Source organism: uncultured Pontibacter sp., from assembly GCF_947502515.1.
Classification (GTDB): domain Bacteria; phylum Bacteroidota; class Bacteroidia; order Cytophagales; family Hymenobacteraceae; genus Pontibacter.
This window is the reverse complement of the sequence record NZ_CANNAI010000007.1, coordinates 48,846-64,180: the sequence shown is the minus strand read 5'-3', so window position 1 is coordinate 64,180 and position 15,335 is coordinate 48,846. Positions and strand designations below refer to the sequence as shown.

The window sequence follows — 15,335 nt, the reverse complement described above, 5'->3', positions numbered from 1 at the left end:
TTTATGAAAAGACCAGCATGCGTTCTATCGGCAGCAAGGCTCTTTGACGAATGTCCTCTGCCAGGTCGACGGTATACATACGCTCCGCTTCCGTGCCGATGGCCCGCAATGCCTGCAGCGTACGCTGTATCGTAATCTGCTTCATGTGCGGACACTTAATGCAAGGCACGATAAACTCTTTCTCCGGATACATGCCGCGCAAGGTCGCACCCAGGTCGCACTCCGAACCCAGGATGAACTGCCGTGATTTGCTCTCGCCTACAAAGCGTAGAATATCCGATGTGCTGCCCACCACGCCGCCGGCACCTGTCAGGGCATCGGCTACGGTGTCGTCGGGCACTTCCCAGTGCACCAGCACCTGCGCCTCGGGGTACATCAACTTGAGCCCGTTGATGCGCTGCGGCGTGAACTGTTCGTGCACCTCGCACTTACCTTCCCAGAGAATCAGTTCCTTGCCTGTCTCGGCTTTGATGCGGGTCTGCAGGTTGCGGCCCATAAACAAGTCCGGCAGGAAAATCAGTCGGTCGGAGTCGAAAGAGCGGGCAATGTCCAAGGCATTGCGGGAGGTGCAGCAGATGTCGGCTTCGGCTTTGGTCTCGGCGTAGGTGTTGATGTAAGCTACCACCGGCACACCCGGGTACTGCGCCTTGAGTTTGCGCACATCGGCACCTGTAATGCTTTCGGCCAGCGAACAACCGGCCTCAAAACTCGGCAGCAATACCTGCTTAGCCGGGTTGAGTATTTTGGCGGTTTCAGCCATGAACTTCACACCGCAGAAAATGATGTTATCAGCCTCCACACTTTTGGCGGCCACACTCAGTCCGAGGGAGTCGCCTACAAAGTCGGCTATACCCCCATCAACGTGCTGCACCTGCAGTTCGGGCGACATGTAGAAGTGGGACAGGATCACCGCGTTCTTCTCACGCTTCAGTTCCCGGATCTCTTCCACCGCCTCCTGCAGGGCGGCAATCTCTTCGGTTTGGGCAAAAGGGTGCATGGCTCTGAATTTTTCAGAGAAGGCACCCTGTGTCAGGGTCGCTATCATGTTATGTGTTAGAATTGTTTGAGCTGTGCCTCAGGTCAGCTTGAGCTTAGCCGTTCAGCACTGGTTCGGGTTGGTTTTTGATGAAATATTTTCCGGTTTTCACGTCGTCTACCAAACTCTGTATGGTCTTGTCGCGGAACACCTGCAAGAGGTGATCGCGGTAAACTTTGATCTCATCGTGGAGTGGACAAGGGTGCTTGTCAGAGCATTGCTTCATGCCCATACCGCATTTTTTGAAAGCTTCGAGCCCATCGATCAGGCGCACCACTTCCAGAATGCTGATTTCATTGGCGGGACGGTGCAGGAAAAATCCACCGTGGGGACCTTTGATGGACGCGATCACACCTTTGCGCACCATGTCCTGCAGGATCTTACCCATAAAATGGGCCGGCAGTTCCAGTTCGTTCGCTATTTCCTTTATACCTACCCGCTTGCCTTCATCGTCGGCCATCGCGATGTATACAATGGACCGCAGGGCGTATTCTGTTGTTTTTGAAAGCATAACCTTGTCTTTATATCCTGTGCTCGGATCGCAAATTTATCAGGTATTTCCCAGTAATCGCATTCCTTCCTCACTTATCATCTCGGGCGTCCACGGTGGGAGCCATACCAACTCCACCTTTATCTCCAGATTTGGAAAACGCTTGTGCAGCATTTGCTCGGCTGCCGTGGTAATGGTGCCACTCATGGGGCAACCCGGCGTTGTCAGTGTCAACTCCACCCGCAGTGTCTCCTTGTCTTCGTCGACCACTACTTTATATACCAGGCCGAGGTCGACAATGTTTATACCTATTTCAGGGTCGATGATGTATTTGAGCGCTTCATACGCTTCGTTGACGAGCTCCTGTTCCAGCGTTTTCATATCCAAATGGTTTTAAATCTTTCACCTTGTGCAGCAGCACCTTAAACACATTGCCCGCGTACAAAACTGCCGCTATGCTCAGCAGCATCGCCCCCAGCAGGATCACTGTTTGCTCTGCTAGCAACACCCCTCCCAGCAAACCCACCAGCCCGACAATATAGGCGATGTTCTGCCAGCGCAGCAGCGTTACGCTATACAAGTCCTTCGGCATGGGCGTTTTGAAGCGGCCGACATAGTCTTCGTAGCTGTGCATCCAGACGATGAACGGCAGCGTCTTGAAGGTCTGCCCCAGAATCAGCGCCGACACAAAGCCGAAGAAGATGGACAGCCCATACACCAGGTATAGCGAAGACAGCAGGTGCTGCGGTAAGCCAAACTGCAATGTCACCACAAAGACCAGCACAATAGGCAGGATCAGCAGCGTCAACGCCACGAAAGTCTGTTTCATCCCCAGGTCCAGGTCAGGCCGTTTAGCGAGACACTTGGCCTGGTACAGAAAGTAGAGGAAGCAGCCTATACCGGACACCACCATGGCCGCATACAGCGCATAGTAGCCTGTGTGTACAAACAAGTGATCTGCCGCAAAGAGGACCAATCCACCGTTGATCAGATAATAGCTCCAGTTCAGGCTTCGGGTATCTTCAGGATGTGAAAGCAGGAACATCGGCATCAGTTTGGAACCTACGCCCACGATCAGAAGCAGGAACCAGCCCGCCATACCCAAGTGCGCATGCAGTTTCAAATAGTGCACGTGGTCCTGTGGCAAAAACGGATACTGAAAGTTGAAGACCATCAATACGCCCACTAGTCCCGTAGCTACCAGCCATACGACTGACGTGACCATAAAATCAGCCTCTACCCCCCACTTCTTTACTTGCCGGGCGGTTTGCACCACATTATAGGCAAAAAGCGAAAAGGAGATAAAGAGCAGGCAGGCCGCAATGTGCATGATGGTGCCCACCCAGAAATTCCAGAAGGCTATTGAAAGCAGTATCGTACCTGTTGACAGCATCGCAAATGCTACCATACCTAGTTTATCACTGTAGAGCCGCACTTCCAGCACCACCGGCAGCAATTGGTAAACGGAACCGAAGATGATCATAGTAGCCCAGCCCAATGCTGCCACATGTGTGAGCGTGAGCAGCTTCGGGTGGAAGTAATGTCCGCCAAAGGCATCGGTAGAGAAAACCAACAGCAGACACAACACCACAAAGGACACCGCCGCGAAGGCGTAGTGCGGTAGCACAAGCCATTTAGATGGTGAATTGGTTATCGTTGCGGCGCTCATGGTTTTAGTCGTTGTTGTTTGCTCTAACTTGTTTTATTTCTTCCATTGTCATCTCGAATGAAATGAGAGATCTGGAATATTTTATAACAGTAGTAAAATTCCAGATTTCTCCTGACGGTCGAAATGACAAAAGTCACTTGAAAAGACAGCATTGGTCCAAAATAAAGTCAATGAATATCTCCACCCTCGCTCGCGTCTCGCGAGCGAGGGCCTTTACTTATATATCAACAAATACACTTCATTCGGCCCTACCTCTTTTATACTCACTGTAAAGCCCCGCTCTATCAGTTGGGGCAGTAGAAACTGCGGTACTTTGCGGTGATGCACATATAGCGCCTCATTTTCAGGCAGTGTTTCCAATGCACTGAGTATAGACACCATGGGCTGGGGCATTTCCATTTGTCGCACATCGATGTGCTGCAACCTGCCGCTATACCTGGCCATAACAGTCTCGAAATTCTCTTCAGTTTTGGTATCAACGACCTCTAGCTTCTCTCCTACACGCTGCCTTTTGAAATAAGTCTTCACCAGATTCGGACCCAGCGTTTCGGTATAGTAGTCAAAGCCTTTCGGGCGGACAATGGCGATCAGCGGAATCGGTTCGAAGGTGTTCACAATGCAGAGCACCTGCTTGGGATTCAGCTTATTCACCGCGTCCATGATCTGCAGAAAGGGGTCGTCGCCTTTGGCGATGGTATCGCGCACGTCCAGCACGAGGGTGTCTGTTGCCTTCAGATTTGTCATGAAGGCGGGTCTTTCCAAAACATCGGTTTCCATGGGTATTGCCCTTTTGTTGTGAGTTGGTGTTGACGCGATGCTGAAGCCCAGCGGCTGCAGCTTTTCATAAAAATCCTCCACCCTGCACTTGCCTATGCGGGCAGCGTCGGCGATGGTGACCCGCGACGCCAGCACTTTGCGCAGCACGGGGTTCCGCAGCTTCTCAAAGTGCTTGTTGATCGACACGATGGCCTCTATCGCCGCAGGGTTTTCCCGCAGAATAGTCGAGATGCGTGTGGTGGCAGAAAGCTCCATGGTTAGGCTACCTTTTTGTTTTCCCAGAAAGCGGGCTCAAACTCGTCTTTCGGCTCCTGCAGGTCATGCTCTAGCAACCGTCCCACATCAGCCAGTTCCTCGGGGTCGGCCATGGTTTGAAGGTATGGGAACAGCTCGCGTTCTTCCCAACGGATGTGATCGGTCAGGTCCTGCTGCAGCGTGGCTACGAGCGAAGTGTTCACCGTCTTTTGTTTGTTGATCAGCCCGATGATGGCTTCAATCAGTTGGTGCTCTTCGTGCAGCCTGACAGAGTTCACATCGTCTTTTGGTAAGAGTCTTTTCAGGATCATCTCCTCTTCGCGGCAGTGCGCTTTCAGGATGTTCTTCCAGAAGTACTGTATGTACTGGCGCATGATCTCCAGCGAAGTGCCGTTGGCTAAGCCTTGCTTCAGCTTCCAGCAAAACAGCAGCCCAAAATGGTGCTCCCGTGAGAGCGGTACCAGGCTTTTGTCACGTTTCAGTGGTTTGGTTGCAGTTGCAGTTTTCATGGTTGTGGTCACCCCTCCCCAACCCTCCCCTAAAAACAGGGGAGGGAGTTGAGTGGATTGTTTAATTTATTGCTCTTTTACATCAGAAGTGTTTGCTCACTGATGGAACACACCCCTGCCCCTCTCAAGAGGGGAATTTTCTGTTGCTACCTTTCTTCAGGTATAAGCGCTGTAGCTAACTTTATACCTGTGCACGATTGTCATTCACCTGTCCCTTTCTTTGTCGAGGGCCCCTAACCCCAAGTAAGACAGCTAATAGATGATTTCCCCAGTTGTAGGGACAGGTCGCGACCTGTCCGAATCATTCCCTGAAATCCCCTTCTTGAGAGGGGCAGGGATGTGTTAATCATTCTCAAACTCTCCTCCTGTTTTTAGGAGGGGGCTGGGGGAGGTGAAAGCGGGGTTACTTCAACACCTCTTTCTCCAGCTCAACCGCTTTCGGGAACAACACGTTGTTCTCGAGGTGGATGTGGCGGTGCAGGTCTTCTTCGAACTCCTGCAGCTTCGAGAACATCACGCGGTAAGTTGCGCAGGCATCGGCTGGCAGGGTGTAGTTGTCGGTCAGGGTGCGGATCGCGGCCAGTTCATCGCCAGCGGCTTCGTGCTCCATTTCCATCATGTTAATCGGGTTCTGGATGCTGCCGAATGCAGGGCGGTCGAGTTTCACGCCGTTCTTCTTAGCTTCCTCCAGTTGCTTGATGAACGGGAACAGCACGCGCTCTTCTTTCGGCATGTGGGCCTCCAGTTCGTTGGCGATGTTCACAAAATGCTTGGCTACTTCCACCACTTCAGGGTGACGACCGCCGTGTACGCGGGCTACTTTAGTAGTGTATTCATAAAGTGTAGGTATAGCTTCGCGCACATAGCTGTGGTGCATGTTCACGATGTAATCGCCGAGGAAGCTCAGGCTCCATTTTTCGTACTCGTTGCCGCGGGTGGTGGCGCTGCCTGTTTCAGGTATAGCGTTCAGCTCGTTTTCTACCACTTCGGGGCTAATGCCTTTTTCTTCGCACACTTGCTTCAGCGATTTCTTGCCGCCGCAGCAAAAGTCGATGCCGTATTTTTTGAACACCTGCGCTTTGCGGTAGTCTTTGGCCACAAGCTCGCCTACGGTTTCCCCCTCCTCTGGTGTCAGTTTAGAAATTTTCACTTCCCAGATTTCAGGGCCCTGCAGCAGGTACTCCCACTTAAAGGTATTGCCGCGCTCGCCGAGCAACTGGTAGTACAGCGGCTTCGGGTCGTGGTCGTTGTGAATCACGAATGCTTCGCCGCCATTCAGGTTGTCGAACCAGTTAAAAATGGTCGGGTGCTTCATGCGTGGCTCCAGTACCGTTACGTCTAATTTTTCTATGGTTTCCATGGTGTTGTTTTAAATGAATAATGGGTTGTAAATGATTGCCGATGTAAAAGTATGTACGAAAATAATTAAATAAAAGATAAAAAGGTCTTTTTTTCTTAATTATTTAATTTCTACATTTACTCCATGCTATATAGACATTAACAATATTACATAAAACACTTAAAATCAATACATAACATCAAAAACAAGCCTTATGAAAAAAGGAAGTCCTCGAGCCAGCGGTCTGGCTGTTTCCCGCTTCTTCACCCAAAAAGGTGGGAGCCCGTATGCCTTGTTCGACTACGAAACACGGTCCTCCACCATCCGCGACCCCACAGGCGGTGTCGTTGCCGAGATCAAGGATGTGGAAGTGCCTAAAAACTGGTCTCAAATCGCCACCGACATCCTTGCACAGAAGTACCTGCGCAAGGCGGGGGTGCCACAGCCCGACGGCAGTATCGGCGCCGAGAAATCGGTGAAACAGGTAGCCCACCGCCTGGCCGATTGCTGGCGCTCGTGGGGTGAAAAATATGGTTACTTTAAAAGCACCGAAGATGCGCAGGCGTTCTATGACGAGCTAGTATACATGCTCCTTGGCCAGTATGCTGCACCCAACTCCCCGCAGTGGTTCAACACGGGTCTCTACAACTCCTATAAGTTAAAGGGCAAGGCACAGGGGCACTTTTATGTAGACCCCGAAACGGGCAAGCTGCGCGAGTCGACTTCCGCTTACGAGCGTCCGCAGCCGCATGCCTGTTTTATACTGGCCGTGGACGATGATCTCGTGAACAAAGGCGGTATTATGGACCTGTGGGTGCAGGAGGCGCGCATCTTCAAGTATGGCTCGGGCGTGGGCACCAATTTCTCCAACATTCGGGGAAAGGATGAGCCCCTGGCGGGCGGCGGCAGCTCTTCGGGGCTGATGTCGTTTCTGAAGATTGGCGACCGTGCGGCGGGGGCGATTAAGTCGGGTGGCACGACGCGAAGGGCTGCCAAAATGGTGTGCCTCGACCTCGACCACCCCGAGATAGTGGACTTCATCAACTGGAAAAAGGAAGAAGAGAAAAAAGTGGCGGCCCTGATTGCGGCGGGCTACTCCTCCGACTACAACGGCGAAGCCTACCAGACCGTGTCAGGTCAGAACTCGAACAACTCAGTACGGGTGCCGAATGCCTTTTTTAAGGCGCTGCAAAACGACGAGCCGTGGCACCTGCGCGCCCGCTCTACCGGCAAGGTGATGCAGTCTATACCTGCGCGCGAACTGTGGGAACAGATAGCCGACGCGGCCTGGTCCTGCGCCGACCCGGGTCTGCAGTTCGACACGACCATCAACGAGTGGCATACCTCTCCCGCCGAAGGTCCGATCCGCGCTTCCAACCCCTGTTCGGAGTACATGTTCCTCGACAACACGGCCTGCAACCTGGCCTCGCTCAACCTGATTCGCTTTTTCGATGAAGCCACGCAGACATTTGATGTGGAGGCCTACCGCCACGCCTGCCGCCTGTGGACGGTGGTGCTGGAGATTTCGGTGCTGATGGCGCAGTTCCCCTCCGAAGAAGTGGCGCAGCGCTCCTATGATTACCGCACCATTGGCCTCGGCTATGCCAACCTCGGCGCTTTGCTGATGGTGCAGGGCCTCGCCTACGACAGCGACCAAGCCCGCACGGTAGCCGCCGCGCTCACCGCGATTATGACGGGCACTTCCTATGCGACTTCCGCCGAGATGGCCGCCGAACTAGGCGCTTTTCCGAAGTATAAACTCAACGAGGAAGCCATGCTGCGGGTCATCCGCAACCACCGCGCCGCCGCCTACAACCAACCCGAAGCCTACGACCAACTCGCTATACCTGCCCAGCCCCTCGACCCTGCCCTCTGCCCCGACTACCTATACCTGGCTGCCTGCCAGGCCTGGGACGAGGCCCTGAAACTGGGCGAAAAGCACGGCTACCGCAACGCGCAAGCCACGGTCATCGCCCCAACGGGCACCATTGGTTTGCTGATGGACTGCGACACCACGGGCGTGGAGCCTGACTTTGCGCTGGTGAAGTACAAGAAGCTGGCGGGTGGCGGTTATTTCAAAATCATCAACCAGTCTATACCTGCCGCGCTCCGCAAACTGGGCTATTCCGAAGCAGAGATCCAGGCCATCGTGAACTACGCCAAAGGCCATGCGACCTTTAAGGGCGCCCCGCACATCAACGAAAAATCCTTGCTCGAAAAAGGCTTTACCAAGGCAGAGATACAGAAACTGGAAGCGGCCCTGCCGACGGCTTATGATGTGGCCTCGCTCTTCAGTGCCTATACCTTGGGCGACGCCACCCTGCAGCGACTCGGCTTTAAATCGGAACAGTACTACAAGCCGGACTTCAATCTGTTAAAGGCGCTCGGCTATACCTATACCCAGCAAGAAGAAGCCAGCGACTACATCTGCGGCACCATGACAACCGAGGGCGCGCCCTACCTGCGCCCCGAGCATTACCCTGTGTTTGACTGCGCCAACAAGTGCGGGCACAAAGGCAAGCGTTTCATCAAGCCCGAGGGCCACATACAGATGATGGCGGCGGTGCAGCCGTTTATTTCGGGGGCCATCTCCAAGACCATCAACCTGCCCAACGAAACCACCCGCGAAGAAGTGGCCCGTTGCTACCACCTGTCGTGGGAACTGGGCCTGAAAGCCTGTTCGATTTACCGCGACGGCAGCAAGCTGTCGCAGCCGCTCTCGTCTAGTAGCAAGAAAGCAGAAACCGACGAAGCACCTGACGCGGAAGCGCCGCAGACCGACAACAGCATAAGTGCCGAACAGGTGTTGCAGGCGGCCAAAGCCATTCTGGAAGACGCCGCCAACGAGCCTTTCCGCAAGCAACTGGCCCACATGGTGGAGCGCCGCAAACTGCCCGACAAGCGCAGCGGTTTCACCCAGAAAGCCAAGATTGACGGCCACACCGTGTACATCCGCACGGGCGAATACCCGAACGGCGAGCTCGGCGAAGTGTTCATCGACATGTACAAGGAGGGCGCCTCGTTCCGCTCCATCCTCAACTGTTTCGCCATTTCGGTGTCGTTGGGCCTGCAGTATGGCGTGCCGCTGGAAGAGTTCGTGAACCGCTTCACCTTTACCCGTTTCGAGCCAGCGGGCCGCGTGGAGCACCCCAACATCAAGTCGGCTACCTCGGTTTTCGACTACCTCTTCCGCCTCCTCGGCTACGAGTACCTGCAGCGCGAAGACCTGGTGCATGTGCCGAACGAGAAAACGGAAACCCCCGCTCCGCCCCTTGCCACGGCTATACCTGCCGTAACAAAGCCAGTGGTCCAGCCAGAGCCTGCCACCGACGTGAAAGCCAATGGCTATACCCTGGTGTCGCAGAGCCGCACCGTGCTACTGGAACAGACCCAACAGGTGCTGGCCAACATGATGGGCGATGCCCCCATCTGCAACGTCTGCGGCCACATTACCATACGCTCCGGCACGTGCTACAAATGCCTGAACTGTGGGAATAGTTTGGGTTGTAGTTGAGGGAGTTTAGTGGAAATGAAGCAGGAGCGTCTAGGTATAGGCGCTCCTGCTTTTTTTGATTATGTATATTCAGTTGACTGATTATAGAAAAAAGGTCTATATCAGATTTTAATATATTCAGTGGTAGGTTCTTAGAAATTGAGCAAGAAACAACAGTTTTAAAACTGTAAATTTTAATTAATCTTGGTCAATACTTTCTCATATGCTTTTCTTGGACTTCCTCTAAAATAAACTTCTCCGCAGTATACGTATCCGTTTTTCTCAAAAAGACTCATCATCGCAAGATTGTCAAAGTTTGTATCTGCTTTGATGCTGAAAATATTTTTACTACGTGCGAAGTCCTCTATAGACGCTAAAATCTTTTTCGCCAAGCCTTTTCCCAAATGCTGCTCTGATATGGCGACACGATGAAACACAACAAAGTCTTCGTTCGTCAGCCATTTCCCTTCAATTTTCTCATATTCCGGCTCGTCATTTATCAAGACTGCGGTATACCCAACAATGGTCTCTCCTTCAGTCAGGACAAAACCAACCCCTTGTTCAATGTCTTGTCGTATGACTTCCGGATTAGGATAGCCGTCCTGCCATTGGTTGCTACCATCTTCTTTTCTGCGAACGATGGCTTGCTGCAAAATATCCCATATTTGAGCTTGCTCTGTCAAATTTGCTTTTCTGAAATTATGTTCCATTTTGATTATGCTTAAGTAATAAATTAAAGGTAGTGAACAGCTATGAGCTGTATTAAGTGACCAGATTTATCTTCAGTTCTTTTGTAGCGTATTCTTTCTGTTGCGCTATTTCCTGGCGTATGATAAAGCACAGGATGATATTGACAAGGGCCAATAAACAGAAGGTATAGATGAACACCGAAACGCTAAATTGTTGTATTAGGAAACCACATATAAAAGGCGTTATAGCTTGCGCCAATAAAGGAAAACGGGCCAGCTTTCCTATCACAACAGCATAGCTTTCCTGTCCGAAAACGGCTAAGGGCAATGTTCCTCTTAAAATAGAACGTAAACCATTTCCCATTCCAAAAAGGATGACTCCCAGATAAGCAACATTTGGGTCGAACAGGAATAACAATATGCCTATGAGTGTCGCGAAAGCAGCAATGATGGCTGTTCTCACGGGTGCATTTTTAGAAAAAACTAACTCTATTACCCGAACGACTGCCTGACTTGGCCCGAGAAAAGCAACGATACTTATTATAGTAGCCATCGTTATTCCTTTGGCTAACAGGATGTCGATGAGATGCACGACAATGCCGGTTGTCAGAACTGCACCAATCGTAAAACTACTCAGCAGTAAATAGAATAGTTTAGAATGAAAGATGTCCGCTGGGACTGTTCCTTTACTTACTGGATGCGGCGTTCGGGTAACGCTGTTTGCTGCTGCAGGAAAGGCAAACCGGTGAATTGGGTATACTGTAACCAACAACAAGATGGCATATATAAAGCAGGTGTTACGCCAGCCATAGTTGCTCAGTAAAAGTGACACGATAGACCACGAAATGGTAGGTGCCAGACTGGCAATAAGCGTTACCTGCACAATTACTTTACTTGTGGCCTTCCCGTAATTTTTTCCAAGGGATGCAAAGAGCGCGTCATACAAACCCATCCCCATAGCAACACCAATGACTACCCAACCTGACAAGAACAATAGGAAATGTTCTGACAAGCCCAGTATAACAAGCCCCCCCGCCATCACAAAACCCGCATAAGGAAGAATAAGGTTTTTCTCCTTTTCATTGATGATACTCCCGATTTTGGGCAACAGCAAGCCAGATATCAATAGCGCTATAGATAGCGAGCCATATACCATAGCATATGACCAGCCTGTATCTTTCATGATCGGGTCAGCCAAAACTGACAAAATAAAATACGAGCCGCCCCACAGTATAATTTGAGCAATACCCAGCGCCACATTTTTTGATATGGACGGTTTTGGGGTTTCTATATGCATAACTACTTCTTCCAATCTTCTTGCCGTAAAGTTCGAAAGAATTCATAGATTCGTAAAACGTTATTTTTCGATAACATTAATCGATAAAACCGATTTACGATATGGAACTAAGACAACTGCGCTACTTCCTTAAAGCTAAGGAACTGCTGAATTTCACAGCGGCGGCGCACAGCTTGCATATAAGCCAGAGCACACTGTCTCAGCAAATAAAACAACTGGAAGAAGAGCTGGGAATTAGTTTGTTTAACCGAATTGGAAAACGGATAACACTCACTGAAGCAGGTGAATTATTTGCGACGTATGCCTCTCAAAGTGTAAAGAATGCAAACGATGGCTTGATGCTGCTAAACGATCTGAATGACTTAAATACAGGTACAATTTATATTGGAGTCACTTACGGGTTGCAGCATATGCTAACGCAAGCATTAATGCGGTTTGCGAGTGCATTTCCTAAGATTAATGTTCAAGTACTTTTTGGTACTTCAGAAGATTTAATCGAGAAGTTATACCACCTTGAATTCGACTTAATCTTAGTATTCAATGAGTCAACGCAAGAGCCCGCCTTCAAATATCACCCCCTCTTCGATTCTCCCGTAACATTGGTTACTTCCAAAACGTCTCCACTTTCCGACCGAACCTCTATCACACTAGAAGAGATAGCCCAACTTCCGTTGGCGATAACAACTAAAGGAAATGGGCTAAACCATTTTATCATGAAAGCATTTAAGGAAAGTGGTTTAAAATCAAATATCGGTATTGAAGTAAATGACATCCCGACGATACTAGAACTTGTTAAAACCGGGCAATGGCACACCATCTTAGTACAGACGAGTGTAAACCATAAAGAATTAGTTACCATCCCCATTAAAGGGGAAAAAATGGTGCGTACGGCAATGCTTATTTCGCTAAAAGATGCTTATGAAAAGAAAGCCGTAACAAAATTTTATGAACAACTGATGAAAATATAAAATCAACTAGCACGCATGGGCTTTGAGCTACAATATGATACATACTCTACAAGGCCAAAAAAAATAGGAAGGACTGGTAAAGCCCCAGGTATCTTTCATTCTTCCCATACAAAGCCCGTCAAGTTATTCTTGATTTCATAGTGCTGGATGTATACTTCTTAACTGCTAAGTGACAGCATCCAGATAAATATGGATAAGCTTAGGTATAGCTCAGCAGATGATAGCTAAATTAGAATAAGTTCATGTGAAGATTGGTTAGACTTTAGTAAAAGCTCGCCCTCACCCCCCGCTGCCCCAAAAACAATAACCCCAACCCCAGCGGCATGGGCACACTCACCCAGAACATCAGCCAGTTGAAACTCGGCAAAGCCGTCAGCCCGAGCCAGAGCAAGGTGCCCTGCCCGAACAGCATTAATTCCGTAGCGAAGAAACCCGTCAGGAAAAGAGCCAGTCCAATACCGCCATACCTGCCGATTCGGTAAAGGCCTTGCTGCAAGAGGAAGCCGAGCACGAAGAGCGACACAAAACCGAGTAGCGACAGGTGCAGGTAGCCGATGACAAAGTAGCGTAGTTTATAGGCCAGATCGGCCATGTACGGAAAAGCGGATGCGGTTTGCAGGGCCAGTTTCAGCACAAAAAAGAACAGCGCCATACCTACCAGCGCCCGCACCCAGGGCTTGAGCAACAGCACCGTTTCTGTCCATACCTGCCGCACTACTTTTGCCAGGTATAGCAAGCCCGCCAGTTGCATGGCTACCGACACATAGCCTATGGCGTATACCCAGTCCGCAGGTTGGGTCCAGAGCACCGACAGCGCATAGGCGGGCAGACAGGCCAGCGCCAACAGCCAGAAAGCCCGCATGGCCCAGCGGCGGTTGAACGTGATGTGGTGGCGCTCCAGAAACCAGAACAGCAAGCCGAGCACGGCAAAGGTAAACCAGCCGTTGTACTGGAAGTGCAGGTAAAAATAGATGGCCGAGTAGTAGAGTTCGCCGCCAATGGTGCCTTTCGCCATAATCGGCCCCATGGCCCAGGGACCGATGGAAGACACCACCATAAACAGCAAGGCCGCCCCGATGTATTTCAGGGAAGTGGCGTGTGTGCTGGTAGTAACATGCAGCTGCACATGGCGCCAGTAGCTGCGGGCAAACCAGTAACTAAGCAAAATGTGCAGGGTTGAGAAAATGATGGAGAAGAGCGCATAGCCCTGCACGGGGAATGTGAACAGCATGCCCAGCACCGAGACCTGCGTCAGGAAAAACTGCCGTCGGAATGAGCGGCGGTCGGCGGAGGTAGTGGCGGGGAAAATGTAGAGCAAAGCGGCAAAAAAGGCGCAGTAGAGCCAGCCCAGCAAAGCCACATGCGAGTGCGCGTGCAGGAAGTTTTTGTAGTTCACCCCCACCACAGGCGACACCATGAGCCAGCGCAGGAAAAGGCCCAGCAGCGCCACTACTACAAAATACCCGAGCGCAAGCCGTGCCCGCACCAGGGTATCCTGTTCTGTTCGTATGTTCTGCCGCAGCCTTTCCTTAACCTCTGTCATTGTTTACTCAAAGTACTGGTTATATTCCTTCAGCCGTGCACTCACCCGTGCCAGCGCCTGTTCGGACTGGTGCTCGTCTTTTTCGGCCAGCACGTTCACGTCTTCCACCAACGGTACCAGGTATACGTGCAGCATGTCGTGGGCGGGGCCTTTCATGCGGCAGTCCTTAAAAAGCTGCTGCATTTCAGCTTTCATCGAAATCCCCAGGTCGTTGTAGGCCTCTGCCGAATTGTTCTCCGACTGCAGCTTGAATTCCTGCAGCATACCTTGCAACTGGGCGATGTGGCGGTTGGTTGGCTCGTCTGCTTTCCAGCGCTCGGTGCCGTTTAGAGCCAGTGCTTGCTCTTCATGGATCACTTCAGTATGCTCTGTTTCCAGATCACGCTCGTGTCCGCACATGGAAGTGAGGCTGGCCAGAAAAATAGCGATAATGATCAGCTTCATAATACACCCCCTTCCGCTTCTTCCGCCACAGGTATAGCGCTCAGCACCAGGCGCAGCAAATCCTGCTGCAGCGACTGACTGCGGTCTTTCGCATAGAGCATATGCACCAGTGTACCTATCTCCTCTTTCGTCGCATTCGGGTTTTCCTCCTTGAAGTGCAGCACTTGCTCGAGTATCGCCAACGGCCGCGGCCCCCAGGTGAACAGGCGCTCGTTTGTCTCTGCATTCAGGCAGATCAGCTTAGGTATAGCACGGCTGCCATTGGTGAGGCAGGTGTCCATCCAGGCCGGGTTTTCGTCGCGCAAAATAATGGTCAGTTCGATAGTTGGCACGGCGTCAGCGATAGCTGCAAGAGCAGGCAGTTGCTGCGCTCCGTCGCCGCACCACGACTCCACCAGCACCACCCAATGCCACTCAGGGCGCGGCTGCTGCAGGGCTGCGAGCAAGTTGGGGTTGATGGAGAATTGCTTCTCGACGCGCTTCATGCGTTGCTGGTTCAGCCTGGTATAGCCAATGCGCTCTTCGGTTTGCTCAGGGCCTGTGGTTTGGTTGTTGGCTACGAGTTCATCTATCAATTTCTTGAAGCTCTGGTAGGTCAGCGGGTTGATGAGTTCGGGGGTCAATATATCGGGGGTATTCATGAGACGTTTGGGTTAAATTATACTGCAAGTCTACCCATCTATACCTGCTTATAAAATGACTTAAGTCACTCACATACAATAATTAACAAACCTCTAACCGAATGTAAAAATAAATACATAGAAAATGACCTATGTCATTATTTTGACTAACGATACTCATTTCTGAGGGCTTGAAATTAGCCTAC

14 protein-coding genes are annotated in these 15,335 nt (G+C 51.1%); 2 read left to right on the top strand and 12 right to left on the bottom strand.

Going from position 1 to position 15,335, the window contains the following annotated elements; all coding sequences use genetic code 11:
• Position 1 precedes the first annotated feature (1 nt).
• The 7 genes from nadA to ric all read right to left on the bottom strand — a co-directional run bounded on the left by nadA (position 2) and on the right by ric (position 6,096).
• A complete protein-coding gene (nadA, locus tag Q1A54_RS16690) occupies positions 2-1,045 on the bottom strand; it encodes a quinolinate synthase NadA (RefSeq protein WP_299990449.1) in 1,044 nt (347 codons plus the stop codon).
• 46 nt (positions 1,046-1,091) lie between these two features.
• Positions 1,092-1,547 (bottom strand): Rrf2 family transcriptional regulator, encoded by a 456-nt coding sequence (locus Q1A54_RS16685; protein ID WP_076423179.1) that lies wholly within the window; start codon positions 1,545-1,547, stop codon positions 1,092-1,094.
• Between the two features lie 39 nt (positions 1,548-1,586).
• On the bottom strand, positions 1,587-1,907 hold the full coding sequence (locus Q1A54_RS16680) for a metal-sulfur cluster assembly factor (protein WP_299990446.1): 321 nt from the start codon (positions 1,905-1,907) through the stop codon (positions 1,587-1,589).
• A complete protein-coding gene (locus Q1A54_RS16675; protein WP_299990444.1) occupies positions 1,867-3,195 on the bottom strand; it encodes a hypothetical protein in 1,329 nt (442 codons plus the stop codon). Before Q1A54_RS16675 ends, Q1A54_RS16680 begins: the two co-directional genes overlap by 41 nt.
• Before the next feature lie 213 nt (positions 3,196-3,408).
• Positions 3,409-4,227 carry a DUF2249 domain-containing protein gene (locus Q1A54_RS16670; RefSeq protein ID WP_299990442.1) on the bottom strand — a complete coding sequence of 273 codons (819 nt, stop codon included), beginning with the start codon at positions 4,225-4,227 and terminating at the stop codon, positions 3,409-3,411.
• Positions 4,228-4,229: 2 nt separating this feature from the next.
• Complete coding sequence (locus tag Q1A54_RS16665) at positions 4,230-4,736, bottom strand: hemerythrin domain-containing protein (RefSeq protein WP_299990440.1); 507 nt, start codon at positions 4,734-4,736, stop codon at positions 4,230-4,232.
• A gap of 403 nt (positions 4,737-5,139) precedes the next feature.
• On the bottom strand, positions 5,140-6,096 hold the full coding sequence (gene ric, locus Q1A54_RS16660) for an iron-sulfur cluster repair di-iron protein (RefSeq protein ID WP_299990438.1): 957 nt from the start codon (positions 6,094-6,096) through the stop codon (positions 5,140-5,142).
• A 193-nt stretch (positions 6,097-6,289) separates the two neighbouring features.
• Between ric and Q1A54_RS16655 the strand changes: the two genes are divergently transcribed.
• Entirely contained in the window at positions 6,290-9,589 is a 3,300-nt protein-coding gene (locus Q1A54_RS16655; RefSeq protein WP_299990436.1) for a vitamin B12-dependent ribonucleotide reductase, read from the top strand.
• A gap of 173 nt (positions 9,590-9,762) precedes the next feature.
• Here Q1A54_RS16655 and Q1A54_RS16650 read toward each other — a convergent pair whose 3' ends face one another.
• Together Q1A54_RS16650 and Q1A54_RS16645 are read right to left on the bottom strand one after the other, a co-directional pair.
• Positions 9,763-10,278: a GNAT family N-acetyltransferase gene (locus tag Q1A54_RS16650; protein WP_299990434.1), complete on the bottom strand. Its 516-nt coding sequence runs from the start codon at positions 10,276-10,278 to the stop codon at positions 9,763-9,765.
• Between the two features lie 52 nt (positions 10,279-10,330).
• Positions 10,331-11,569 carry an MFS transporter gene (locus Q1A54_RS16645; RefSeq protein WP_299990432.1) on the bottom strand — a complete coding sequence of 413 codons (1,239 nt, stop codon included), beginning with the start codon at positions 11,567-11,569 and terminating at the stop codon, positions 10,331-10,333.
• 86 nt (positions 11,570-11,655) lie between these two features.
• On the opposite strand from Q1A54_RS16645, the gene Q1A54_RS16640 reads away from it, so the two are divergent.
• On the top strand, positions 11,656-12,522 hold the full coding sequence (locus tag Q1A54_RS16640; protein ID WP_299990430.1) for a LysR family transcriptional regulator: 867 nt from the start codon (positions 11,656-11,658) through the stop codon (positions 12,520-12,522).
• A gap of 262 nt (positions 12,523-12,784) precedes the next feature.
• Here Q1A54_RS16640 and Q1A54_RS16635 read toward each other — a convergent pair whose 3' ends face one another.
• The 3 genes from Q1A54_RS16635 to Q1A54_RS16625 are packed head-to-tail and all read right to left on the bottom strand — an operon-like array spanning position 12,785 to position 15,150.
• Positions 12,785-14,065: a hypothetical protein gene (locus tag Q1A54_RS16635; protein ID WP_299990428.1), complete on the bottom strand. Its 1,281-nt coding sequence runs from the start codon at positions 14,063-14,065 to the stop codon at positions 12,785-12,787.
• Between the two features lie 3 nt (positions 14,066-14,068).
• Positions 14,069-14,509, bottom strand: a complete 441-nt coding sequence (locus Q1A54_RS16630) for a hypothetical protein (protein ID WP_299990426.1) — start codon at positions 14,507-14,509, stop codon at positions 14,069-14,071.
• Positions 14,506-15,150 (bottom strand): thioredoxin family protein, encoded by a 645-nt coding sequence (locus tag Q1A54_RS16625; protein WP_299990424.1) that lies wholly within the window; start codon positions 15,148-15,150, stop codon positions 14,506-14,508. The genes Q1A54_RS16630 and Q1A54_RS16625 overlap by 4 nt, the downstream gene beginning before the upstream one ends.
• Between the last annotated feature and the right edge of the window lie 185 nt (positions 15,151-15,335).

What these genes read in the sequence shown, in the direction of transcription:
- nadA (WP_299990449.1), bottom strand. Translation starts at nt 1,045, where the DNA reads ATGATAGCGACCCTGACACAGGGTGCCTTCTCTGAAAAATTCAGAGCC.
- Q1A54_RS16685 (WP_076423179.1), bottom strand. Translation starts at nt 1,547, where the DNA reads ATGCTTTCAAAAACAACAGAATACGCCCTGCGGTCCATTGTATACATC.
- Q1A54_RS16680 (WP_299990446.1), bottom strand. Translation starts at nt 1,907, where the DNA reads ATGAAAACGCTGGAACAGGAGCTCGTCAACGAAGCGTATGAAGCGCTC.
- Q1A54_RS16675 (WP_299990444.1), bottom strand. Translation starts at nt 3,195, where the DNA reads ATGAGCGCCGCAACGATAACCAATTCACCATCTAAATGGCTTGTGCTA.
- Q1A54_RS16670 (WP_299990442.1), bottom strand. Translation starts at nt 4,227, where the DNA reads ATGGAGCTTTCTGCCACCACACGCATCTCGACTATTCTGCGGGAAAAC.
- Q1A54_RS16665 (WP_299990440.1), bottom strand. Translation starts at nt 4,736, where the DNA reads ATGAAAACTGCAACTGCAACCAAACCACTGAAACGTGACAAAAGCCTG.
- ric (WP_299990438.1), bottom strand. Translation starts at nt 6,096, where the DNA reads ATGGAAACCATAGAAAAATTAGACGTAACGGTACTGGAGCCACGCATG.
- Q1A54_RS16655 (WP_299990436.1), top strand. Translation starts at nt 6,290, where the DNA reads ATGAAAAAAGGAAGTCCTCGAGCCAGCGGTCTGGCTGTTTCCCGCTTC.
- Q1A54_RS16650 (WP_299990434.1), bottom strand. Translation starts at nt 10,278, where the DNA reads ATGGAACATAATTTCAGAAAAGCAAATTTGACAGAGCAAGCTCAAATA.
- Q1A54_RS16640 (WP_299990430.1), top strand. Translation starts at nt 11,656, where the DNA reads ATGGAACTAAGACAACTGCGCTACTTCCTTAAAGCTAAGGAACTGCTG.
- Q1A54_RS16635 (WP_299990428.1), bottom strand. Translation starts at nt 14,065, where the DNA reads ATGACAGAGGTTAAGGAAAGGCTGCGGCAGAACATACGAACAGAACAG.
- Q1A54_RS16630 (WP_299990426.1), bottom strand. Translation starts at nt 14,509, where the DNA reads ATGAAGCTGATCATTATCGCTATTTTTCTGGCCAGCCTCACTTCCATG.
- Q1A54_RS16625 (WP_299990424.1), bottom strand. Translation starts at nt 15,150, where the DNA reads ATGAATACCCCCGATATATTGACCCCCGAACTCATCAACCCGCTGACC.